This window comes from Bradyrhizobium sp. CCBAU 21365, assembly GCF_015291305.1.
Taxonomy (GTDB): domain Bacteria; phylum Pseudomonadota; class Alphaproteobacteria; order Rhizobiales; family Xanthobacteraceae; genus Bradyrhizobium; species Bradyrhizobium elkanii.
Genome location: NZ_CP030036.1, coordinates 3694570 through 3716533, shown reverse-complemented (window position 1 = coordinate 3716533; position 21964 = coordinate 3694570). Strand labels below are relative to the sequence as shown.

At 65.7% G+C, this 21964-nt stretch carries 17 protein-coding genes; 5 read left to right on the top strand and 12 right to left on the bottom strand.

The window, feature by feature from the left end; genetic code table 11:
- The first annotated feature begins 145 nt into the window (after positions 1-145).
- Positions 146-1792: an ATP-binding protein gene (locus tag XI02_RS16865; protein WP_018270790.1), complete on the top strand. Its 1647-nt coding sequence runs from the start codon at positions 146-148 to the stop codon at positions 1790-1792.
- A gap of 13 nt (positions 1793-1805) precedes the next feature.
- Here XI02_RS16865 and XI02_RS16860 read toward each other — a convergent pair whose 3' ends face one another.
- On the bottom strand, positions 1806-2510 hold the full coding sequence (locus tag XI02_RS16860; protein ID WP_018270789.1) for a TetR/AcrR family transcriptional regulator: 705 nt from the start codon (positions 2508-2510) through the stop codon (positions 1806-1808).
- A 156-nt stretch (positions 2511-2666) separates the two neighbouring features.
- Between XI02_RS16860 and XI02_RS16855 the strand changes: the two genes are divergently transcribed.
- Both XI02_RS16855 and XI02_RS16850 read left to right on the top strand, forming a co-directional pair.
- The gene (locus XI02_RS16855; protein WP_018270788.1) at positions 2667-3851 is read left to right on the top strand and encodes an HlyD family secretion protein; all 1185 of its coding nucleotides are present in this window, start codon (positions 2667-2669) and stop codon (positions 3849-3851) included.
- Between the two features lie 8 nt (positions 3852-3859).
- On the top strand, positions 3860-5473 hold the full coding sequence (locus tag XI02_RS16850; RefSeq protein WP_026192555.1) for a DHA2 family efflux MFS transporter permease subunit: 1614 nt from the start codon (positions 3860-3862) through the stop codon (positions 5471-5473).
- A 45-nt stretch (positions 5474-5518) separates the two neighbouring features.
- On the opposite strand, the gene XI02_RS16845 is transcribed toward XI02_RS16850, so the two are convergent.
- From XI02_RS16845 to XI02_RS16835, 3 genes are all read right to left on the bottom strand, one after another.
- Entirely contained in the window at positions 5519-7162 is a 1644-nt protein-coding gene (locus tag XI02_RS16845; RefSeq protein ID WP_018270786.1) for a benzoate-CoA ligase family protein, read from the bottom strand.
- A gap of 156 nt (positions 7163-7318) precedes the next feature.
- Positions 7319-8134 (bottom strand): alpha/beta hydrolase, encoded by an 816-nt coding sequence (locus tag XI02_RS16840; RefSeq protein ID WP_018270785.1) that lies wholly within the window; start codon positions 8132-8134, stop codon positions 7319-7321.
- A gap of 3 nt (positions 8135-8137) precedes the next feature.
- Complete coding sequence (locus XI02_RS16835; RefSeq protein ID WP_016845834.1) at positions 8138-8632, bottom strand: MarR family winged helix-turn-helix transcriptional regulator; 495 nt, start codon at positions 8630-8632, stop codon at positions 8138-8140.
- Positions 8633-8907: 275 nt separating this feature from the next.
- On the opposite strand from XI02_RS16835, the gene XI02_RS16830 reads away from it, so the two are divergent.
- Positions 8908-10074 (top strand): ABC transporter substrate-binding protein, encoded by a 1167-nt coding sequence (locus tag XI02_RS16830; RefSeq protein ID WP_018270784.1) that lies wholly within the window; start codon positions 8908-8910, stop codon positions 10072-10074.
- Positions 10075-10095: 21 nt separating this feature from the next.
- Positions 10096-10548 carry a cupin domain-containing protein gene (locus XI02_RS16825; protein ID WP_026192554.1) on the top strand — a complete coding sequence of 151 codons (453 nt, stop codon included), beginning with the start codon at positions 10096-10098 and terminating at the stop codon, positions 10546-10548.
- A 224-nt stretch (positions 10549-10772) separates the two neighbouring features.
- Here the strand turns inward: XI02_RS16825 and XI02_RS16820 are convergent, their stop codons facing one another.
- From XI02_RS16820 to XI02_RS16785, 8 genes are all read right to left on the bottom strand, one after another.
- Positions 10773-12014 carry a flavin-dependent oxidoreductase gene (locus XI02_RS16820; protein WP_018270782.1) on the bottom strand — a complete coding sequence of 414 codons (1242 nt, stop codon included), beginning with the start codon at positions 12012-12014 and terminating at the stop codon, positions 10773-10775.
- A 311-nt stretch (positions 12015-12325) separates the two neighbouring features.
- On the bottom strand, positions 12326-12721 hold the full coding sequence (locus XI02_RS16815; RefSeq protein WP_018270781.1) for a RidA family protein: 396 nt from the start codon (positions 12719-12721) through the stop codon (positions 12326-12328).
- Between the two features lies 1 nt (position 12722).
- Positions 12723-13562: an enoyl-CoA hydratase family protein gene (locus XI02_RS16810; protein WP_026192553.1), complete on the bottom strand. Its 840-nt coding sequence runs from the start codon at positions 13560-13562 to the stop codon at positions 12723-12725.
- An 11-nt stretch (positions 13563-13573) separates the two neighbouring features.
- Entirely contained in the window at positions 13574-14353 is a 780-nt protein-coding gene (locus XI02_RS16805) for an SDR family NAD(P)-dependent oxidoreductase (RefSeq protein WP_016845840.1), read from the bottom strand.
- A complete protein-coding gene (locus XI02_RS16800) occupies positions 14350-16665 on the bottom strand; it encodes a bifunctional salicylyl-CoA 5-hydroxylase/oxidoreductase (protein WP_026192552.1) in 2316 nt (771 codons plus the stop codon). The genes XI02_RS16805 and XI02_RS16800 overlap by 4 nt, the downstream gene beginning before the upstream one ends.
- Before the next feature lie 393 nt (positions 16666-17058).
- A complete protein-coding gene (locus tag XI02_RS16795) occupies positions 17059-18594 on the bottom strand; it encodes a sugar ABC transporter ATP-binding protein (protein ID WP_018270779.1) in 1536 nt (511 codons plus the stop codon).
- An 11-nt stretch (positions 18595-18605) separates the two neighbouring features.
- Positions 18606-19727, bottom strand: a complete 1122-nt coding sequence (locus tag XI02_RS16790; RefSeq protein WP_129964930.1) for an SMP-30/gluconolactonase/LRE family protein — start codon at positions 19725-19727, stop codon at positions 18606-18608.
- Positions 19727-21865 (bottom strand): SMP-30/gluconolactonase/LRE family protein, encoded by a 2139-nt coding sequence (locus tag XI02_RS16785; RefSeq protein WP_018270777.1) that lies wholly within the window; start codon positions 21863-21865, stop codon positions 19727-19729. The genes XI02_RS16790 and XI02_RS16785 overlap by 1 nt, the downstream gene beginning before the upstream one ends.
- Positions 21866-21964 lie beyond the last annotated feature (99 nt).

The following is a 21964-nucleotide window of genomic DNA, read 5'->3' as shown; positions in this document are numbered from 1 at the left end:
ATTGAAGTTCCGCGAAACGCATGTCACATCTTGACTGCGGTCACCCGGCGGACCGCACCCTGCGAGGGAGGTTGAACTGCAGAACCAGTCCCCGCCGACGCCCGACTTCAAGGCGTTATTCGAGGCGGCGCCCGGCCTTTATCTGGTGCTGACGCAGCCCGACTTCCGCATCGTGGCAGTGAGCGACGCCTATCTGCGCGCCACCAAGACCGAGCGCGCCGCGATCCTCGGGCGCGGGCTGTTCGAGGTGTTTCCCGACAATCCGGACGATCCGGCCGCCGACGGCGTGCGGAACCTGCGCGCCTCGCTCGAGCGCGTGGTCCAGTTCCGCCGCCCCGACACCATGACGGTGCAGAAATACGATATCCGCAAGCCCGAGTCGGAGGGCGGCGGCTTCGAGGAACGCTACTGGAGCCCGCGCAATACGCCGGTGTTGGGGCCGAACGGGCAGTTCAGCTACATCATCCATCGGGTCGAAGACGTCACCGGCTTCATTCAGCTGAAGCAGCGCGGTGCCGAGCAGGACCAGCTGACCGACCGGCTGCGCGAGCGCACCGAGCAGATGGAAGCGGAAATCTTCATGCGCGCCCGCGAAGTCGAGGCCGCCCGCGAACAGCTCGAAGCCGAACAGAAGCTGCGCCAGGTGCAGAAGATGGAGGCCGTCGGGCACCTCACCGGCGGCATCGCCCACGACTTCAACAATATCCTGACCGTCATCACCGGCCTGATCGACATCCTCGCCGAAGCCGTCGAGCACGACGCCGCGCTCTCGTCGGTCACCAAGATGATCAGCGACGCGGCGTTTCGCGGCGCCGAAGTGACCAAGCACCTGCTGGCCTTCTCGCGGCAGCAACCGCTGCAGCCGCGTGAAGCCAATCTCAACACGCTGGTGCAGGACACCGCGCGGCTGCTGCGCCCCTCGCTCGGCGAGCAGATCGAGATCGATACCGCGCTCGAGCCCGATGCCTGGTCGGCCTTCATCGATCCGAACCACATGGCGACCGCGCTGCTCAATCTCGCCGTCAATGCCCGCGATGCGATGCCCGAAGGCGGCAAGCTGATGCTGGAGACCAGCAACGTCATCCTCGACGAGGTTTATGCCGTCGCCAACCCCGACGTGCGGGCGGGTGAATATGTGATGGTCGCGGTCAGCGACACCGGCGGGGGGATCCCGGCGGGGATCCGCGACAAGGTGTTCGAGCCGTTCTTCACGACCAAAGACACCGGCAAGGGCACCGGCCTCGGGCTCAGCATGGTGTACGGCTTCATCAAGCAGTCCAACGGACACCTCAAGATCTACTCCGAAGAGGGCCACGGCACCTCGATCAAGCTCTATCTGCCGCGCAGCAGCGGCGACATGATCGACGTCGAGCCGCCGCCTCCGGTCGACACGCGCGGCGGCAATGAATCCATCCTGGTCGTCGAGGACGATCCGCTGGTGCGCAACTACGTCAGCGCCCAGCTCGAGCAGCTTGGCTATCGCACCATGGTGACCGCCAACGGCCCGGAAGCACTGGCTGCGGTCGACAACGGGTTCGTCTGCGACGTACTGTTCACCGACGTCATCATGTCCGGCGGCATGAACGGCAGGCAGGTCGCCGATGCCGTGATCGCCAAACTGCCCTCGGTGCGCGTGCTGTTCACGTCCGGCTACACCGAGGACGCGATCATCCACCACGGCCGCCTCGACCCGGATGTGACGCTGCTGCCGAAGCCCTACCGCAAATCCGATCTCGCGCGGATGATCCGGCACGTGCTGGCCCAGCCGCCGGCGGCGGCAATGGGCAAGTAACGCTGCAGCGGCATCACGCCTCCCCGCCCCGCTTCTTGGTCTGGTCGGCCGGCGCGGCGCATCCTGACAGGAACAGCGTCGCGCAGGCCTTGGCTCGGGCCTCGATCTGCGCCCGCGACGGCGGCGGCCTATGGCCGTACATCACGTCGCGTTGCGGCTGGAAGACCAGCATGCCGAGCAGCATGCCCGCGGCGGCCTGCGCGTCGTCCACGGCGATCCGTCCCCGCCGCTGCTGCACACCCAGCCACGCAGCCAGCGCGCCAAGGGTCCGCTGCATCGCCTTCTCGTAGAACATCTCGGCGATGTCGGGGAATTTGTCGCTGTCGGCCAGGATGATGCGCTGGAGCGCGATGACCTCGGCATCGAGGATCAGCTCGCCACAGCTCGAGAGCGCCGCCTCCAATGCCGCCGCGATATCGCGGCCGTCGCAGGCACCGAGATTTACGGCGGATATGAATCGGTCCATCCGGTCCGTCACCGTGCCCTCGAACAGCGCCAGCTTGGTCGGGATCAGCCGGTAGAGTGTCTTGGTGGAGACGCCGGCGCGGCAGGCCACGTCGGCGATGTTGGCCGCAGCGAAGCCGCGCTCGGAGAACTCGCGCCGCGCGGCCTCATAGATCAGCGCGCGCGTCTCGTCGTCGGAACGCAGCTGCGGCCGCCCGCGGCCGCGCCGTGCCGGCGCGCCTTGCTCAGTCTGATCCTTGTCATTCCGGTTCATCCGCGAGCCATGCTTTTAAATGATGCCTGTCATTCTATTGACACTCCCAATATGGGCTCTATTTTGGAAAACATCAAGTTTCCTAATTAATCCAGCGGGCACCGGCCGAAATTGGTAAGATTTTCCAGCGGGATAGAACGGATCAGGAGCACTGCCATGAGCCAGCATGAGACATCATTCAAGGCCGAGAGCCAGGTTCCGGCCGAGACCGCCAGGCAATTGATCGCAAATCCGGAGGCCGCCAGGCCGCCCGCCGCCAAGGGCAGGCTTCGCCGCCTGCTGCTGGCCGGCGCGGCGCTCGCCGTGCTCGCGGGCGGCGCCTGGTATGGCTGGGATTACTGGACGGTCGGCCGCTTTCAGGTCTCGACCGACGACGCCTATGTGAAGGCCGACAACACGACGATCGCGCCAAAAGTCTCCGGCTATCTCAGCGCGGTGCTGGTCGGCGACAACGAGCATGTGCGCGCCGGCCAGATGCTGGCGCGGATCGACGATCGCGATTTCAGGGTCGCGCTGGATCAGGCCAAGGCTGACGTCGCGGCCGCCGAAGCCGCGATCGCCAGCAAGCATGCGCAGCTCGATGTGCAGCAGTCCGTGATCGAAGCAGCCCGCGCGACGCTCGCGGTCGACACCGCGACGCAGACCTTTGCCGAGCAGGAGAACAAGCGCTACACCGTCCTCGCCGGCACCGGCTTCGGCAGCGTGCAGAACGCGCAGCAGGCGCAGTCGCGCTACGCCAGCGCACAGGCCGCCGTCGCCCGCGATACTGCGAACCTCGCCTCCGCGCTCCGCCAGGTGGAGTTGCTCAAGGCCGACATTGCCCAGGCCGTCGCGGCGCAGGCGCGCGCAACCGCGCTCCAGCATCAGGCCGAGCTGAACCTCGGCTACACCACCATCACGGCCCCGATCGACGGCGTGGTCGGCAACCGCACCCTGCGCACCGGCCAGTTCGTCCAGGCCGGCACGCAGCTGATGTCGCTGGTGCCCGCCACTGGCGCCTATGTGATCGCGAACTACAAGGAGACGCAGCTCACCAATGTCCGCAAGGGTCAGCCGGTCGAGATCGCCGTCGACATGTTCCCCGGACAGGTGGTGCGCGGCCACGTCGACAGTCTCGCGCCCGCCAGCGGCCAGGAATTCGCGCTGCTGCCGCCAGACAATGCGACCGGCAACTTCACCAAGGTGGTGCAGCGCATCCCGGTGAAGATCGCGCTCGACGCGACGGCGGTCGAATTGCGGCCCGGCATGTCGGTCATCCCGACCATCGCAACCTTGTCGCAACCCGCTGAGGCGCCGCGCTCCAGCGCCTCTCCCAAGCTCGCTGTCGCCTCCTTCAAATAGGTGATGTCATGTCCGATCTCGCGCTCTCCTCCCCGGCTGCTGCGCCCCGCGCGGCAACTGTAGCGGCCGATCCCAACCGCGCCAGCATGGCGGTCTGGATCTCCATTGTCGCCGCCATGATCGGCGCCTTCATGGCGATCCTCAACATCCAGATCACCAACGCCTCGCTGCTCAACATCGAGGGCGGCATCGGAACCGGCGTCGACAACGGCTCCTGGATCTCGACCTCCTATCTGATCGGCGAGATCGTGGTGATCCCGCTGACCGACTATCTCAGCCGGGTGTTTTCCTTCCGCAAGATCATCATCGGCTTCGCTACTCTGTTTGCGATCTTCTCGGTCGCCTGTGCCTTCACCCACGACCTGCCCTCGATGATCGCGATGCGCGGCTTGCAGGGCTTCTTTGGCGGCGTGCTGATCCCGATGGCTTTCACGCTGGTTTTCACCAAGCTGCCGAAGGCCCAGCAGCCGGTCGGCCTTGCCATGTTCGCGCTCGCCGTGACCTTCGCCCCCGCGATCGGACCGACCATCGGCGGCTATCTCACCGAGAATTACGGCTGGCAGACCATCTTCTTCGTGAACGTGATCCCGACCGCGGTGATGGTCATCACGCTCTACTTCACGCTGGAACGCCAGCCGATGCAGCTGCATCTGCTGCGCGAGGGCGACTGGCTCGGCATCGCCACGATGGCGATCGGCCTGTCGTCGCTGCAGGCCGTGCTCGAGGAAGGCAACAAGAACGACTGGTTCGGCTCGCCCTTCATCGTCAAGCTCGCGGTGATCGCGGCGGTCAGCCTCACTCTGTTCGTCTGGATCGAGCTCGTCGTCGAGAAGCCGCTGATCCGGCTGCGCCTGTTGACCCAGCGCAGCTTCGGCTTCGGCACCATCTCGGCGGTGTTCGTCGGCTTCGCGCTGTTCGGCTCGGTCTACCTGCTGCCGGCCTATCTCGGCCAGGTGCAGCGCTACAACGCCGAGCAGATCGGCCAGGTGCTGGCCTGGACCGGCCTGCCGCAGCTGATCCTGATCCCGCTGGTGCCGAAGCTGATGCAGCGTTTCGACCCGCGCTTCATCGCCTTCACCGGCATGATCCTGTTCGCGGCCTCCTCCTTCATGAACATCGCGATGTCGCTCGATTACTCCGGCGACCAGTTCTTCGTCCCGAACATCGTCCGTGCGATCGGCCAGGCGATCATGCTGGCCCCGCTATCCGCGGTCAGCCTCGGCAGCGTCGCGCCGCAGGATGCCGCGGCGGCCTCCGGCATCTCCAACATGATGCGCAATCTCGGCGGCGCGATCGGCACGGCCCTGCTCGCCACCATTGTCACCAAGCGCGAGCAGTTCCACTCCAACATCATCGGCCAGTCGGTCGACCTCGGCCGCGAGGAAGTGCGCACCCGGATCGCCGAGGTGACCAATTACTTCCTCAGCCACGGCATCTCCGATCCGGCGACCGCGCATCACCAGGCGATCGTGGCGCTCGGCAATATCGTGAAGCGCCAGGCCCTGGTGCTTGGTTTCAGCGACACCTTTGCCGTGATCGGCATCGTGCTGGTGTTCGCCGCGATCGCGATCCTCTTGACCGGCAAGCCGAAGAACGCGGCCGGCGGCGGCGCGGCGCATTGATTTGCCGGGCGGCGGCCGCGGGCCGTCGCCCTCCCCCTTTGCTTGTCAACTTGCTTCGCGCAGCTTGAAGCGCTGGATCTTCCCGGTCTGGGTCTTCGGCAGCGCCTCGACGAAGGCGATCGCGCGCGGATATTTGTACGGCGCGATCGTCGCCTTGACGTGATCCTGCAACAGCTTGACCTCGACCTCGTCGGTGCGCGCGCCCTGCTTCAGCACGATGAACGCCGAGACGATCTGTCCCCGCTCCTCGTCCGGCGCACCGATCACGGCGCACTCCGCGACATCGGGATGGCCGAGCAGCGCCGCCTCGACCTCGGGGCCGGCGATGTTGTAGCCCGCCGAGATGATCATGTCGTCGGCCCGCGCCACGAAAGACAGCCGGCCGTTCTCGTCGCGGACGAAGGCATCGCCGGTGATGTTCCAGCCGTCGCGGACATATTTGGTCTGCCGGGAATCCGCGAGATAGCGGCAGCCGGTCGGGCCGCGCACCGCCAGCTTGCCGACCTGGCCAGCCGGCAGCTCGTTCATGTCCTCGTCGACGATTTTGGCCTCGTATCCCGAGACTGGCGTGCCCGTGGTGCCGCCGACGGCGCTGCCGGTGCGGTTGGTGATGAAGATGTGCAGCAGCTCCGTGCTGCCGATGCCGTCGAGGATCGGCTTGCCGGTCTTTTTGGTCCAGCTCTCGAATACCGGCGCCGGCAGCGTCTCGCCGGCCGAGACGGCGAGCCGCAGCGACGACAGGTCGGCGCCCTTGTCCATCGCCGCCATCATCGCCCGATAGGCGGTCGGTGCGGTGAAGCAGATCGTCGCCTTGTAGGTCTCGATGATCCGGATCATCTCGCTCGGCGCGGCATTCTCCAGCAATGTCGCGGTGGCGCCGAAGCGCAGCGGGAAGATCGCCAGTCCCCCGAGGCCGAACGTGAACGCGAGCGGCGGCGAGCCGACGAACACGTCGTCCGGCGTTACCTTGAGCACTTCCCTGGCATAGCCGTCCGCGATGATCAGCAGATCGCGGTGGAAGTGCATGGTCGCCTTGGGCTCGCCCGTCGTGCCCGACGTGAAGCCGAGCAGCGCGACGTCGTCGCGGCCGGTCTTCACCGCATCGAACTTGACCGGCTTGTTCAGCGCGATGCGGTCGAGCTCGGCATCGTGGTTCTGCGTGCCGTCGAAATTGACGACCTGCTTGAGGAATTTGCTGGTCTTGGCGCAGGCCACCAGTTCATCCGCGATGCGGCTGTCGGTCAGCGCCAGCGAGATCTCGGCCTTGTCGACGATCTTGGCCAGTTCGCCGGCGCGCAGCATCGGCATGGTGTTGACGACGACGGCACCGGCCTTGGTCGCCGCGAGCCAGGCCGCGACCAGTGCCGGGTTGTTGCCTGAACGGATCAGCACGCGATTGCCGGGCTTGACGCCATAGTTCTCCACCAGCGCGTGCGCCAGGCGGTTCGACCAATCGGTCAGTTCCTTGTAGGTGCGCTGGCGGCCGTTGCCGATCAGCGCGATGCGATCGCCCATCCCCTGCTCGACGATGCGGTCGGTCAGTTCGACCGCGGCGTTGAGATAATCCGGATATTGAAACTCCGGCCGGTCGAGCAGCAGCTGCGGCCACTGCGCCGATGGCGGCAGGTTGCGCCGCGCGAAATCGTCGACATGCCCGGATGGGCCGAGCCCGGGAAATTCACCTGACATTCGATTGCCCCTCGCTTTCCATCCAGAAAGGCCAAGACCAACGTCGAGAAGAACAAGGACGCCCGGCAGCGTTCCAATCGCCAATCATTTTATACTTAAAATAATTCGGCGCAAGGCGGAAATCGCGTGGCAATCGCTGGCCGATCCTTCAGAACCTCAGATTTGCGTAAGCTGCTTCAGCCGCGCGACCATCGCCGAGCCCGGGTCGGCGAGCGGCGCGATCGCGGTGAAATGATTGGCGTCGGGCACAACGCCGAACCGCGTTGCAACGCCCGCTTTGCCCCAGACATCGACGATGGTTCGGCTCTGCCGGTGATATTCCGCGCTCTCGGCGCCGCCGACGACCGCATCGAGCGTTGCGCCCGCAGGCGGCGTCCAGAACAGCGGGCTCGCCGCCCGGGCTGCGGCGCCGTCGAGGCCAAGTGCCTTGTTGATGGAGGTGCCGACCAATGGCTCAAGCTCGAACAGACCGGAGATCGCGTAAGCAGCCCTGACTAGGTCCATCGGCAGCGACGCATCATAGGCCGGCCAATCGGTCGCGAGCATGCATGCGGCAAGATGTCCGCCTGCGGAATGCCCCGACACGACCAGCGGCCGGCCGAGCCTGGCCAGTTCGCGGCACGCCGCACGCATCTCGCCGATGATGTCGCCGACCGTGACATTGGGGCAGAGATCGTAGCTTGGCACCGCGACGCTGATGCCGTGGCCATTGAGCCCTCGCGCGCAGTGGCTCGATGACGAGCCGTCGAGCGCCTGCCAGTAGCCGCCATGAATGAAGACCACGAGCGTGCCGTCACGATCGCCTTCGAACAGATCGATGACGTTGCGGCTGCCCGGACCATAGGTCAGCCGCCGCGGCGGATGCTGCTCGCGATAGGCCGCGGCGTCCCTCGCCCAGCCGGCCATCAGCGCCGGATTTTCCGGCACCCGCGCCCGGTTGTTGTATTCGACCTCGTAATCGACCTCGGTCACGGCTTAAGCGCTCCTCGCCTTGGCGGAGCGCTGCGCCGATCCCTTGGCCTTGGCCAGCAGACGCATCAGTTCGCGGATATCCTTCGGCGAGAGATCGCCGAAGATATCGGCGATCCACTTCTCGTGCTCGGCCGCCATCTTGCGGAATTCGGCGCGGCCGAGTTTTGTGAGCCGGATGAACTGCACGCGGCGGTCCGTCTCCGAGGTGCGGCGATCGAGATGGCCTGATTCAACCAGGCGCTCGACCAGCCCGGTGACGTTGCCGTTGGATACCATCATCCGCTTCGACAGGTCCGACAGCGTCATGCCGTCGGACACCTTGTCGAGCTGGGCCATCAGATCGAAGCGCGGCAGCGTGACGTCGAACTTCTCGCGCAGCCGGCTGCGCACCTCGCCTTCGATCAGCGTGGTGCAGGTCAAGAGGCGCAGCCACAGCCGCAGCTCGGTGCCGTGATCGTCGGGCAGTTCGACGGCTTTGGTTTCGGAATCGAGGATCATGCGGCGATCGTGCCTCCGCGGCGGGTTCCGGTCGGACCAGTTGTTTTGAGCTTCAAGCAATTCGCGGCGTCCCGCAAGGACAATTGCGAATCGTGCCCGATACGCCTGGGCGATCCTGCAATTTCTTTAAACTTCAAGCAATTGGCGCGGCGCTTGCATGGTCCGCGGCGATCATCCTGACGCAATGCCGCATCGCTTGCAGCGGTCGCGCGCGTCAGACTAAGCTGTGGCCAAATCGGCAGCCGAAGCATCAAGCCAATGGTTGGGGGAGTGAGATGAAACAATTGACGAAGCTCGCGGGATTGGCGGCGCTGCTCGGTGTCGCGGTCACCCCGGCGACCGCGCAGGAGAAGATCAAGATCGGCGTGCTGGTCACGACCTCCGGCCCGGCCGCGGCGCTCGGCCAGCAGGTCCGCGACGGCTTTGCGCTCGCGATCAAGGACCTCGGCGGCAAGATGGCCGGCCGCGATGTCGAGATCGTCAACGCCGACGACGAACTGAAGCCCGACGGCGCGGTGGTCAAGGTGCGCGGCCTGCTCGAGCGCGACAAGGTCGACTTCGTGGTCGGGCCGATCTTCTCCAACATCCTGCAGGCGATCCACCGCCCGGTCACCGACAGCAAGACCTTCCTGATCAGCCCGAACGCAGGCCCTTCCAGCTATGCCGGCAAGGAGTGCAACCCGTTCTTCTATGTGACGTCGTACCAGAACGACCAGGTGCACGAGATCCTCGGCAAGGTGGCGCAGGACCGCGGCTACAAGCGCGTCTACCTCCTGGTGCCGAACTATCAGGCCGGCCGCGACTCCGTCGCCGGATTCAAGCTCGACTACAAGGGCGAGATATCAGAGGAATCCTACACGCCGCTGAACACGCTGGATTTCCAGCCCGAGCTGTCCAAGATCGCCGCACTGAAGCCTGACGCGCTGTTCACCTTCATGCCGGGCGGGATGGGCGTGAACCTCGTGAAGCAATACAAGCAGGCCGGCGCCACCGTGCCGGTGCTCTCCGCCTTCACCGTCGACGAATCCACCTTGCCCGCGCAGCAGGACGCAGCGGTCGGCATGTTCGGCGGGGCGAACTGGGCACCCAACCTCGACAATCCCCAAAGCAAGAAGTTCGTCGCCGCCTATGAGGCGGCCTATAACGGCGTGCCCGGCACCTATGCCATGCAGGCCTATGACGCGGCGCTGTTGATCGACAGCGCCGTCAAGGCCGTGAAGGGCGACCTCTCCAACAAGGACGCGGTCGCGGCGGCGCTGAAAAAGGCCGACTTCACCTCGCTGCGCGGTAACTTCAAGTTCAGCAACAACGGCTATCCGATCCAGGATTTCTACCTCACCAAGGTCGCGAAACGTCCGGACGGCAAGTTCCAGACCGAGATCGTCGAGAAAGTGTTCTCGAACTATGGCGACCGCTACGCCAAAGACTGCGCGGCCAAGTAAAGATCAGGAGGAAACATGACGATGAAAGACGAGATCGCCGGCATCACACGCGCCAATGAGGGCATCCAGGGCATTTCCTGGAGCATCCTCGGCCAGACCTATGTGCCGAAGAGCCGCACCGAGCATTCGTTCTCCTGGCACGCCACCTTCCCGCCGGGCACCTTCGTGCCGCCGCATATCCATCCCGACCAGGACGAATACCTCTACATCCTCGAGGGCAAGCTCGACTTCATGCTCGACGGTGCCGACGAATCCGCAACTCCTGGCGATCTGGTGCGGCTGCCGATGGGCAAGCCGCACGGCATCTTCAACAAGTCACAGCAGCCGGCCAAGACGCTGTTCTGGGTGTCGCCGACGCGGAGGCTCTACGACCTGTTCTGGGCGATCCACAACATGAAGGAGCAGAACCCGGATGACGTGGTGCGGCTCGCTGCCGAACACAACATCCACTTCCTCCCGCCGCCTCCGGCGTAGCATACGCGCCGGCTTCTCTCCGTCATCCTGAGGAGCCGCGAAGCGGCGTCTCGAAGGATGCACGGCCCCGCTGGTGGCCGTCGACCCTTCGAGACGGCCGCGTTGCGGCCTCCTCCAGCGACAAAGGCGAAGCCTTTGCGCGGGGGTGACGGATCGAGTGTTGCGCGCCTCGTTACCATGAGGGGCAGCAGCCTCGGGACTCGTACGCTCTCCGTCCGACTACCCTACTGCCGCGCCACCACGCGCGCGGCAAAGCCGGCCTTGGCGGCATAGCCGCGGACGATCGCCTCGCGCGCCTCGTAATTGAGGATGGTGTCGACGTCGGTAAAGCCCTGCGGCGCGAGCTGCTCGACGGCGTCGATCACGCCCTCCGGCCCGCCGCGGCGGTTGGAGGCGACGATGTCGGCGGTCATCGGCAGCCGCTGCCGCTCATAGGCCGCCAGCGCCTGGCGCGGATGCTCCGATCGCGCCAGCATGTCGGCCAGGCAGCGCGCATCGAGAATGGCCTGCGATGCGCCGTTCGAGCCGACCGGATACATCGGATGCGCGGCGTCGCCGAGCAGCGTGACGCGGCCGCTCGACCAATAGGGCAAGGGATCGCGGTCGCAGCACGGATACTCCCAGAACTCCGGCGTCGCGCTGATCAGGCCGGCGAAATCGACCTGCGGGATCGTGAAGCTCGTGACATAGGGCATCATCTCGTCGCGCCGGCCGAGATTGGACCAGCCCTCGCGGCGCGGCGGCGGCGAGGTGCCGTCGCCGATCCGCACCAGCACCGCCCAGTTGGTGAGGCGGCTTGCCGGACTCGAGCCCGGCGCAATCGGATAGATCACGGCCTTGGCGTTCAGCCCACCGGCGATGATCATCGAGCGCCCGGTCAGGAAGGCCGGCCAGTCGGTGGCGCCGCGCCACAACATCAGGCCGTTCCAGCACGGCCCGCCCTCATCCGGAAACAGCGTCTGCCGCACTTTCGAGTGGATGCCGTCGGCGCCGATCAGGATGTCGCCGCGCGCCGTGTGCACATGGGCGCCACTGCGATCGAAGAAATAGGCCGAGACGCCGCCCTCATCCTGGGTGAAGGAGCCGAGCCGGCAGCCGGTGTGGATCGCATCCGCGCCAAGCCGGTCGATCACTGCCTGATGGATCACGCTTTGCAGACGGCCGCGATGGATCGAGAATTGCGGCACGTCGTGGCCGGCATCGAGCCCGCGCTTCTCGTGCCAAACCTGCTGGCCATGTCGCGTCAGATAGAACAGCTCATAGGTACGGATCGCGACCTCGTCGAGCTTGTCGAGCAAACCAAGCCCCGCCAGCTCGCGGATCGCATGCGGCAATGTGTTGATGCCGACGCCGAGTTCGCGGATCGTCTCGGACTGCTCGTACAGCTCGCAGCTGATGCCGCGCGAGCGCAGCATCAGCGCAGTGGTGAGGCCCCCGATTCCGCCTCCGACGATAATCGCCTTCATCGTCCTCACCTCCACTCACAACAGGACGCTTTTACGCTTTGGCCTAGGGTCGCATGCCCCGTTGTCCGGCCGCAAGCGGGTTTGCGGCCCGGGACTCGGGCCTGCAGAAGGTGTTTTCGCTTAGGCTTAACATTGGCTCAGCGCTCTCCAATGCGTTCCCGTCACCCTGAGGAGCCGCGAAGCGGCGTCTCGAAGGGTCGACGGCCACAGTCCGGGCCGTCGATCCTTCGAGACGCGCGTTCCGCGCTCCTCCAGCGACAATGGCGGAGCCATTGCGCGGGGATGACGGATTACGCTCATGCTTATTCCGATCAATCCGGCACCACCGCTATCGCCTGGATTTCTACCTTGGCGCGGTCCTCGATCAGGCCGGCAACCTGGATCGCGGTCATCGCCGGAAAGCGCCGGCCGATCACGTCGCGATAGACCGTGCCGATCTCCTTCAGCCGCGCGGAATATTCCTTGCGGTCGAGCAAGTACCAGGTCATCGACACGATGTGCTCGGGCCCGGCGCCGCCGGCGGCGGCGACTGCGACGATGTTGCGCAGGGTCTGGCCGATCTGCGCCACGAGATCGTCGGTCTCGAACACGCATTGTCCGTTCCAGCCGATCTGGCCCGCGATGAAGAGCTGCTTGCCGCGCGCGGCCATGCCGTTGGCGTAGCCGATCGGCTTGGCCCATCCTTCCGGTTGCAGGATCTCGATCATCTCAATTGCCCTCGAAGGCCGGTTTCTGCTTGGCGGCGAACGCCTCGAAGGCGCGGCGGAAGTCGCCGGTCACCATGCAGATCGCCTGCGCCTGCGCTTCCGACTCGATCATCTCGTCGACGCCCATCGCCCATTCCTGGTTGAACATCGTCTTGGTCACGCCATGCGCGAACCACGGCCCATCGGCGAGCGAGCGCGCCAGGTCTTGCGCGGCACCGGCGAGCTCCGCCGGCGGCACCAGACGGTTGTGGAAGCCCCACGCAAAGCCTTCCTCGGCGCTCATCGCGCGCCCGGTGTAGAGCAGATCGGCCGCGTGGCCCTGCCCGATCACGCGCGGCAACAACCCGCACGCGCCCATATCGGCGCCGGCGAGGCCGACGCGGGTGAACAGGAACGCGGTCTTGGCCTGCGGCGTCGCCAGCCGCAGGTCGGACGCCAGCGCCAGCATCGCGCCGGCCCCGGCGCAGATGCCGTCGATCGCAGCGACGATGATCTGCGGGCATTTGCGCATCGCCCGCACGACCTCGCCCGTCATCCGCGTGAAGGCGAGCAGGTCCGGCATCGCCATCCGCGTCAGAGGCTCGATGATCTCGAACACGTCGCCGCCGGAGCAGAAGTTACCCTCGGCGCCGGTGAGCACGATGGCGCGGACATCGGAGGCGTATTTGAGATTGGTGAAGAGATCGCGCAGCTCCTCATAGGACTCGAAAGTCAGCGGGTTCTTCTTGTCCGGCCGATTCAGCGTGATGGTCGCGACACGGCCGCTCGCATCGACCTGCCAGCGGAAGTGCTTTGCGGGATAATCCTTGAACGGCCGGAGCTTTGCTTTCATCTCGGACATGACGTGTTCCTTCACCCGGTAAAGACTTCGCCGCCGGCGACCGCGACGGCTTGTCCGTTGATTGACGATGCGCCCTCGGAGGCAAGCCAGAGGATGGCGTCGGCGACCTCCTCCGGCGTCACCAGCCGCTGCATCGGATTGACCTTGGCAAGCGCAGCGCGCGCCTCCTGCTCGCTGCGGCCGGTCTTGGCGACGATGTTGGCGGCGGCATCCGCCACCAGCGGCGTATCGGTGTAGCCGGGACAGACCGCATTCACGGTGACGCCGCGCCGTGCATATTCCAGCGCCAGCGAGCGCGTGAGGCCGATGACGCCGTGCTTGGCCGCGACATAGGCCGAGACATAGGCATAGCCGGTGAGACCCGCGGTCGAGGCCACGTTGATCACACGCCCGCGGCCGCGCTGCGCCATGCCGGGCAACACGGCATGCGTCACCAGGAACACGCTGGAGAGGTTGCTCGCCAGCATGTCCGCCCAGAGCGCCGCGCCGGTCTTGTCGAACGGCGCGCTCGCGGCCTTGCCGGCATTGTTGACGAGAATATCGATCGGGCCAACTTCGGTCTCGATCTGCGCGATACCCTTGGTCACCGCAGCTTCATCCGTCACGTCGATCGAAACAGCGATGCCGGCGTGCTTGTCGAGCGATGCCGCCGTCGCTTTCAACGCGTCGATCCGTCGCCCGGCGATGCTGACGCGCACGCCGGCTTTTGCCAGCGCGATCGCCGTCGCGGCGCCGATGCCGGAACCGGCACCGGTCACCAGCGCATGTGCGTTGGGCCAGAACCTCATCATGCCTTCACCCCCGCAGCCGCGCGTTCGAGATTGGCCTCGTATTGCGACTTGCCCGACAGGTACTGCTTCGGCCAGGCGATCTGCTTGACGCCGATCTTCGCGGCCTCATGCAGCGTCCAGGCCGGGTCGGCGAGATGCGGCCGCGCGATGGCGCAGAGATCGGCGCGGCCGGCGGCGATGATCGAATTGGCGTGATCCGCCTCCGAGATCGCGCCGACCGCGATGGTGGCGATGCCGACCTCGTTGCGGATCTTGTCGGCGAACGGTGTCTGGTACAGCCGGCCATAGACCGGATGGTCGTCGGCCCAGACCTGCCCCGAGGAGCAGTCGATCAGGTCGGCTCCCGCCTCCTTGAACAGCTTTGCGAAGGCCAGCGCATCGTCGGGCGTATTGCCGCCCTCGGCCCAGTCGTGACAGGACAGGCGGACGGACATCGGCTTGTCCTCCGGCCACACCGCGCGGACGGCGCGGAACACCTCCAGCGGATAACGCGCGCGGTTCTCGATCGATCCGCCATAGTCGTCGATGCGGCGGTTGGTCAGCGGCGAGAGGAAGCTCGACAGCAGATAGCCGTGCGCGCAATGCAGCTCCAGGATATCGAAGCCCGCGGCCGCAGCGCGCCTGGCTGCGGCGACGAACTGCTCGCGCACCTCGTCCATCTCGGCGCGGCTCATCGGCTCCGGAATCTGGCCGTCGGCCAGATAAGGCACTGACGAAGCCGACACCAGCGGCCAGTTATGGTCCGGCAGCGCTTCATCCATGCCTTCCCAGGCGACGCGCGTCGAGCCCTTGCGGCCGGCATGGCCGAGCTGGATGCCGATCCTCGCTTGCGAATTCTGATGCACGAAGTCGACGATGCGCTTGTAGGCCGCCGCCTGCGCGTCATTCCACAGGCCGCAGCAGCCGGGCGTGATCCGCGCTTCCGGCGAGACGCAGGTCATCTCGGTAAACAGAAGGCCGGCGCCGCCGAGCGCGCGGGAGCCGAAATGGACCAAATGGAAGTCGGTCGGCACGCCCTCCTCCGCCGAATACATCGCCATCGGCGAGACGATGATCCGGTTATGAAGCGACAGGCCGCGGATCTGGAACGGCGTCAGCATCGGCGGCGTCACGCGGTCGTTGGTCGCGGCCACGCCGCTGCGCTCCGCGAACCAGCGCTCATAACCCTCGAGCCATGTCCTGTCGCGCAGCCGCAGATTCTCGTGGCTGATGCGCTGCGAGCGGGTCAGCAGCGAATACATGAACTGCTCCGGCTCCAGCGTGTCGGCATAGCGCGAGCCGACCACCTCGAACCATTCCATCGCATTGCGCGCGGCGTTCTGGATCCGCGCCACGTCGACCCGGCGCAGCTCCTCGTAGGCCTTCAGCACCGCCGGGATGCTGTCCCGCGTCGCGCCGTGGATCTTGAACTGGTTGGTCAGCTCGATCGCATCCTCCAGCGCGAGCTTGGTGCCGGAGCCGATCGCGAAATGCGCGGTGTGGGCGGCATCGCCCATCAGCACGACATGGCTGTTGCCGTTGAACGTGGTCCATTTGCCGCAGATCAGCCTGGGGAACGACAGCCAGGCCGAGCCGCGCAGATGCCGCGCGTTCGAGACCAGATGATGCCCCTCGAGGATTTCCGCGAACACGTTCTCGCAGAACGCGATGGAATCGCCCTGCTCCATCTTGTCGAGGCCGTGGGCGAGATAGGCCTCCTCGGTGGTCTCGACGATGAAGGTCGCCGCGCCCTCCTCGAACTTGTAGATGTGCGCCTGGAACCAGCCGTGCTCGGTTTTGCGGAAGTCGAAGGTGAAGGCGTCGAACGGACGGTTGGTGCCGAGCCAGATATAGCGGTTCGGCCGCATCAGCATGTCGGGCTGGAAGGCCTCGGTGTATTTGGTGCGGATCTTCGAGTTGACGCCGTCGCATGCCACGATCAGATCGGCATCGGGAAACTCGAGATCGGAATTCACCTCGCGCTCGAAGATCAGCTCGACGCCGAGCTCCTCGGCGCGCGCCTGCAGGATGTTGAGCAGCCGCTTGCGGCCGATGCCGACGAAGCCGTGGCCGGTGGTGCGCATGCGGCGGCCCTTGATCAGGACCTCGATGTCGTCCCAGTGGTTGAAGGCCTGCTCGATCGTGTCAGCGGTGACCGGATCCCATCTGCGCATGTTGTCCATGGTCGCATCCGAGAACACCACACCGAAGCCGAAGGTGTCGTAAGGCCGGTTGCGCTCGACCACCGAAATGACGTGCGCGGGATCCAGCATCTTCATCAGGATGCCGAAATAAAGCCCGGCCGGCCCGCCTCCAATGCAAACGATTCGCATGGCGTTCTCGCCTTTCCGTTTGGGCATGATCGTCTCGGAAAACCCGGTGCCACCTTTCCGGATCATGCTCTGGCTTCGGCCGGGGTCGGTTTTCCCGCCAGCCGGTACGGCATATTATTTTATACTTAAAATAATTGTCAAGGGTGGTTGGCGCCCACCCACAGCCGTCGTCCCGGCGCAGGCCGGGACCCATACGCCGCAGCAGATGTTGTCGGCCGGACTCGTCGTTCCGGCGACGCGCAATAATGACAAATTGTGGTTATGGGTCCCGGCCTGCGCCGGGACGACATCGAATATGAGGCGCGGCCGGCAAGCCTGCATCGACATTCTCGCGACGCGCTTCGTCGCTATCGTTCTCGCAATGACGCCGAAGACAGGCGGCTGCGCGCGACCTCAATGCACCGCGGCGTACAGGATCTTGTCCTGCGTCGCGTCCGCCGCGTCGAACTCGGCGACGATGCGGCCGGTGCGGGCGACCAGGATGCGGTCGGAGACGGCGAGGATCTCCGGCAGGTAGGACGAGATCACCACCACCGCCTTGCCCTCGTCGGCGAGACGGCGGATTTCGCCGTGGATGTGCGGGATGGTGCCGACGTCGACGCCGCGCGTCGGCTCGTCGAAGATGATGATCGAGGGGTCCTGCACCAGCGTCTTGGCCAGCACCACCTTCTGCTGGTTGCCGCCGGACAGCTCGATGATCCTGGCCTTGCGCTGCAATGCGCTGATCTTGAGCCGATCGACCCAGTAGCTGGCGAGCTTGCTGCGCCGCGCGCGCGACAGCAGGAAGCTCCAGCCCTTGCCGGTGGCGAGGCTGCCGATATAGACGTTGTCGTCGACCACCATGGTCTCGAAGAAGCCGTTGGCCTTGCGGTCCTCGGTGATGTAGGCGATGCCGTCATTGATCGCCTGCCGCGGCACGCGGTAGCGGATCGGCCTGCCGCGCAGCCGGATGGTGCCGCCATTGACCAGATTGCGCTTCAGTGCGCCATAGATGATCTTGGCGATCTCGGTGCGGCCGGAGCCGATCAGGCCGGCGATGCCGACCACCTCGCCGGCATAGACCGAGAACGACATGTTCTTGACCGCCATGCCCATGGTGACGTTCTCGACCGTCAGCACCTTCTCGCGGCGCTGATGGGTTTTCGCCTTGCCGCCATAGACCGCCTGCGCCACCTCGCGCCCGACCATGTGCTGCACCAGCGCGTCGCGCGTGAGCTGCCTGGCGGGCGCCGTGATCACCAGCTTGCCGTCGCGCAGCACGGTGATGCGGTCGGCGATCTGCAGCGATTCCTCCAGCGCATGCGAGATGTAGATGATAGAGACGCCGCGGGCGCGCAGATCGCGCACCAGATGGAAGAAGTGGACGATCTCCTCCGGCGTCAGCGATGCGGTCGGTTCGTCGAAGATGATGATACGCGCCTTGTTGTAGATCGCGCGCGCGATCTCCACCATCTGCTTCTTGGCGGTGCCGAGCAGCGCCACCGGCGTCGCCGGATCGACGTGGAAGTTGAGCGACTGCAACAGCTGCTGGGCCTGGATGTTCAGGGTCCGGAATCGCGTCAGCAGCTTTTCGTTGCCGAGCTCGATGTTCTGCGCGGCAGTCATGGTCGGCACCAGGCTGGTCTCCTGATAGACCATGCAGATGCCGGCATTGAGCGCGTCGCGCGGCTGCTCGAAACCGGTCGGCTTGCCGTCGAGCAGATAGTCGCCGGAGGTGAGATTGATCGCGCCGGCGATCGCCTTGCACAGCGTCGACTTGCCGGCGCCGTTCTCGCCGACCAGCGCATGCACCTCGCCGGGATAGAGGTCGAAATTGACGCCTTCGATGGCGTGGACGCCGCCATAGATTTTCGAACCGTTGGTGATCCGCAGCACCGGCTCGCGGGCTGCGGAGGTCTCTGCCGTCTTGGCGCCGGGGGCCGCCTGCATCACACCGTCATTCATCGCAGCTCTCCCGTAGTGCGCAGCAGGCGTCCGGCGCCGCGCGCGGCGATCACGACGCCCGACGGCGTCGCGCAGGCAGCGGTGATGCCGTGGAAGCGGCCGCCGGCGCGGCTGTGCAGGCTGTCGGTCGCATCGCCCTCGGCATCGAGATGCACCAGCAGACCATAGGAGCGCGGCGGCGCCCATGGCTTCTGGATGCCGAGCGCCTTGACGCTGCCGATCTGCATCGGCTCCAGGCAATCGCTGCCGCCGGCGAGCGCCGGCGCGACCCAGTAATCCGGCGGCATCGTCGCCATCATCTCCTCGCGGAAATCGTCTTCCTTGAGCACGAACTCGATCAGATGGGTGCGGCGGGCGAAGATGGCGAGCAGCATGCCGCCGTGGCCGTCCGGATGCAGCCGCGCCGGATAGCCCGGCATGTTGGCGGCGACGGTCTCGCGCGGACCAAGCCCGTTGCCGCCGAGCGCGAACCGGCTGAGGCGATGCGCCCAGCTTTCGGTGAGCCACAGGCTGTTGCCGTCGGCCGAAACACTGACGCCATAGGGATAGGGCAGATCGCGCAGCAGCACCTGCGGATTGTCGAGGCCGGCGCCGCAGTTGATGAGCCGACCATTGGCGCGCTTCTCCATCAGGTCGTGCCGCCATTCGTCCGGGCGTCGGCCGGCGCTGCCTTCGACGGCATAGATGCTGCCATCGGGCGCCGCCGTCACCGACAACAGCCCCGTGAGCGCGCTGCCGCCGGCAGCATTCAGCCAGCGCGGATCGGGCTTGGCCGGATCGATCGCGGCAAGCCCCCTGCCCGCGACGCAGACCAGGAGGCGGCCGTCCGGATGCAGCGCGAGCCCGCCGGCATCATCCTCGAACTCGGCAACGACCGTACGTGCCGACAAGTCATTGCCGCCGAGCTTCAGCACCCGGCGCCCTGCGGAAACATAGACCGCACCGTCGCCGGCGGCGATCACGTCGTCGATGCCGGGCAGCGGCTCGCCGATCGGGGTGGCGGTGTCGAGCCGGTCGTTCGGGCTCAGCGCGCCGTCGAGCGGCGGGATCGCGTTCTGGCCGCCGTCGCGGTCGATGACGCTGCGGATGTCGCGCAGCAGATGATCGAAAAATCCCATTACGTCGTCACCCTGCTCTTTGCGCCCCAATAGGCATCGTAGCCGGTCCAGCTGTCGTCGACGCCCTCGAGCCTGATGCGGCCGATCCGGTTGTTCTCGAGTCCGCCGAGATAGAGATAGCCCTTGTGCTCCCGCATCGAGGTCAGGGTCGAATGCGAGATGCCGGTCGGGTCCCACCAGGATTCCAGCGCCTCGCCCTGCTCGTTGAACTTCAGCACGCAGCCATGGTTGAGCGCCGGCGCCAGCCACTCGTCGGTCGGCACCTGCTTCACCATGCGCAGGCGGAAGCCGGGTTTTCGCGCGGCAAGGTCGAATGTCGGCGTGCGGATGCCAACCAGCGCCAGCCAGTAGGTGCCGTCGGAGGCGCGGTTGATGTTGTCCGGATTGCCCGGCAGTTCGTCCATCAGCACTTCGGTCTTGCCCTTGTTCGGCCCGTCGATCCAGTGGCGGAACACCTTGCACAGCGAGGTCGACGCGATCAGGATCGATTTGCCGTCATGCGAGACGCAGATCCCGTTCGGGAAATAGAAGTGGTTGATCACCGTGCGCGTGGTCCTGGTCGCCGGGTCGTAGCAGACCACACGGCCGTTCGGCCGGCCCTCGAGGATGTCGAGGGTGTTGGTGGTCATCTCGTAGCGCGTGGTGCAGTCGCTGAAATAGATCTTGCCGTCGGGCGCGATGTCGAGGTCGTCGGCCATGCGCAGGCGGGAATCGTCGTTCAGCTTGTACCAGGTGCGGTTGGTCTCGTCGGTGACCTTGAAGATGCGGCCATCGGGCGCGACGCCGTAGACGCCCATGCCGGCGACCGCGACGATCAGATTCTCGTCGCGATCGAACTGCATGCCGAGCGGCCGGCCGCCGATATGGGCGAACACCTCGCGCGTCTCGAAGTTCGCCCCGGAGAAACGGATCACATTGCCGTCGCGGGTCGAGCCGTAGAGCCGGCCCTGGCGGTCGAGGATGACGTCCTCGGGCCCCTCGACCTGATCGACGCCGATCGCCTGCGCATTGATCAGCCGGTCGTTCTGCGCATAGGGCGAAGCCGCGCCCGGCTGCACCGCGGGCGCCGAGGCGAGCGGCACGAAGGCCGGATTGACGTAGATCTTCTGGATCGCCTTGCCGCGGTTCTTCGACCATTTGACGTCGATGCCGACGGCGGCGAGCAGGATCATGCCCGTCACTGCCGAGGTGACGTAGCCCGGGATGCCCATCCGCACGAGGCCGTTGATCAGGAGGAAGATGATCAGCGCGCCGATCATCGCCCGCCATACCGTGCCCTTGCCGCCGGCGAGCGACACGCCGCCGAGCACGACGGCGGTGAGCGCCTGGAATTCCCACCCCACGCCGGTGGTGGAATCCGTCGAGGCTTGCCGCGCGGCGTAGAAGATGCCGCTCGCCGCGCACAGCGTGCCCGACAGCACATAGGTCATGAACAGCATCATCCGGACGCGGATGCCGGCGTGGCGCGCCGCCTTGCGGCTGGCGCCGATCGCGGTGAGATGCCAGCCATAGCGCGAGCGCGACAGGAAGATGTGGCAGATCAACAGCACCACGAACAGCGTCGCCGCATTGACGGGAATGCCGAGCACGCTGCCGCCGCCGATGAAATCCCAGGCGTCGCTCTCGACCGAGTTGGTCGCGAACACCTGGGCGTAGCTGGTGTTGAGCAGGTTGACCGAGGCGCGCAGGATGATCAGCGTCACCAGCGTGGTCAGGAACGGCCGCGTCTTCAGGAAGCCGATCAAGAAGCCGTTGATGCTGCCGAGCAGCGCGCCGACCAGAAGCGTCGCCGGCACGGCGAGGCCGACCGGCCATTCGCGCACCAGGAGGAAATACAGCGCCGCGAAATTGCACAGCGCGAAGATCGCGCCGACCGACAGGTCGATGCCGCCGGTGACCAGGCAGAAACCCATCGCGAGCGCGACGAAGCCGAATTCGGCGAACAGCCGCAGCAGCGACACCGAGTTCTGCACCGAGGCGTAGTCGGGAATGGTGAGCGCGAAATAGGCCCACAGCCCGATCATCACGGTGAAGGGAACCACCGGCTCGAACCACTGTTTCAGCAGCAGCTCCGACAGCAGGAGCCGGGGTGAAAACCGCCGCACCGATGCGGCAAAGGAATCAACGGCCATCGACATCGCCAAAGCACTCCATGATCCGGTTTCAACGTTTCCGGATTCTGACCCGTGATACAGCCGGCGCGGGAATGCCCCCCGCGCCGGCTGTCTCGCGCCTTG

Bases quoted from the DNA above. Each gene is read 5' to 3' on its own strand.
- XI02_RS16835 (WP_016845834.1), bottom strand. From the start codon at position 8,632: ATGATCCTCGATTCCGAAACCAAAGCCGTCGAACTGCCCGACGATCAC.
- XI02_RS16825 (WP_026192554.1), top strand. From the start codon at position 10,096: ATGAAAGACGAGATCGCCGGCATCACACGCGCCAATGAGGGCATCCAG.
- XI02_RS16810 (WP_026192553.1), bottom strand. From the start codon at position 13,562: ATGTCCGAGATGAAAGCAAAGCTCCGGCCGTTCAAGGATTATCCCGCA.
- XI02_RS16850 (WP_026192555.1), top strand. From the start codon at position 3,860: ATGTCCGATCTCGCGCTCTCCTCCCCGGCTGCTGCGCCCCGCGCGGCA.
- XI02_RS16790 (WP_129964930.1), bottom strand. From the start codon at position 19,727: ATGGGATTTTTCGATCATCTGCTGCGCGACATCCGCAGCGTCATCGAC.
- XI02_RS16845 (WP_018270786.1), bottom strand. From the start codon at position 7,162: ATGTCAGGTGAATTTCCCGGGCTCGGCCCATCCGGGCATGTCGACGAT.
- XI02_RS16815 (WP_018270781.1), bottom strand. From the start codon at position 12,721: ATGATCGAGATCCTGCAACCGGAAGGATGGGCCAAGCCGATCGGCTAC.
- XI02_RS16860 (WP_018270789.1), bottom strand. From the start codon at position 2,510: ATGAACCGGAATGACAAGGATCAGACTGAGCAAGGCGCGCCGGCACGG.
- XI02_RS16805 (WP_016845840.1), bottom strand. From the start codon at position 14,353: ATGATGAGGTTCTGGCCCAACGCACATGCGCTGGTGACCGGTGCCGGT.
- XI02_RS16785 (WP_018270777.1), bottom strand. From the start codon at position 21,865: ATGTCGATGGCCGTTGATTCCTTTGCCGCATCGGTGCGGCGGTTTTCA.
- XI02_RS16820 (WP_018270782.1), bottom strand. From the start codon at position 12,014: ATGAAGGCGATTATCGTCGGAGGCGGAATCGGGGGCCTCACCACTGCG.
- XI02_RS16800 (WP_026192552.1), bottom strand. From the start codon at position 16,665: ATGCGAATCGTTTGCATTGGAGGCGGGCCGGCCGGGCTTTATTTCGGC.
- XI02_RS16795 (WP_018270779.1), bottom strand. From the start codon at position 18,594: ATGCAGGCGGCCCCCGGCGCCAAGACGGCAGAGACCTCCGCAGCCCGC.
- XI02_RS16855 (WP_018270788.1), top strand. From the start codon at position 2,667: ATGAGCCAGCATGAGACATCATTCAAGGCCGAGAGCCAGGTTCCGGCC.
- XI02_RS16830 (WP_018270784.1), top strand. From the start codon at position 8,908: ATGAAACAATTGACGAAGCTCGCGGGATTGGCGGCGCTGCTCGGTGTC.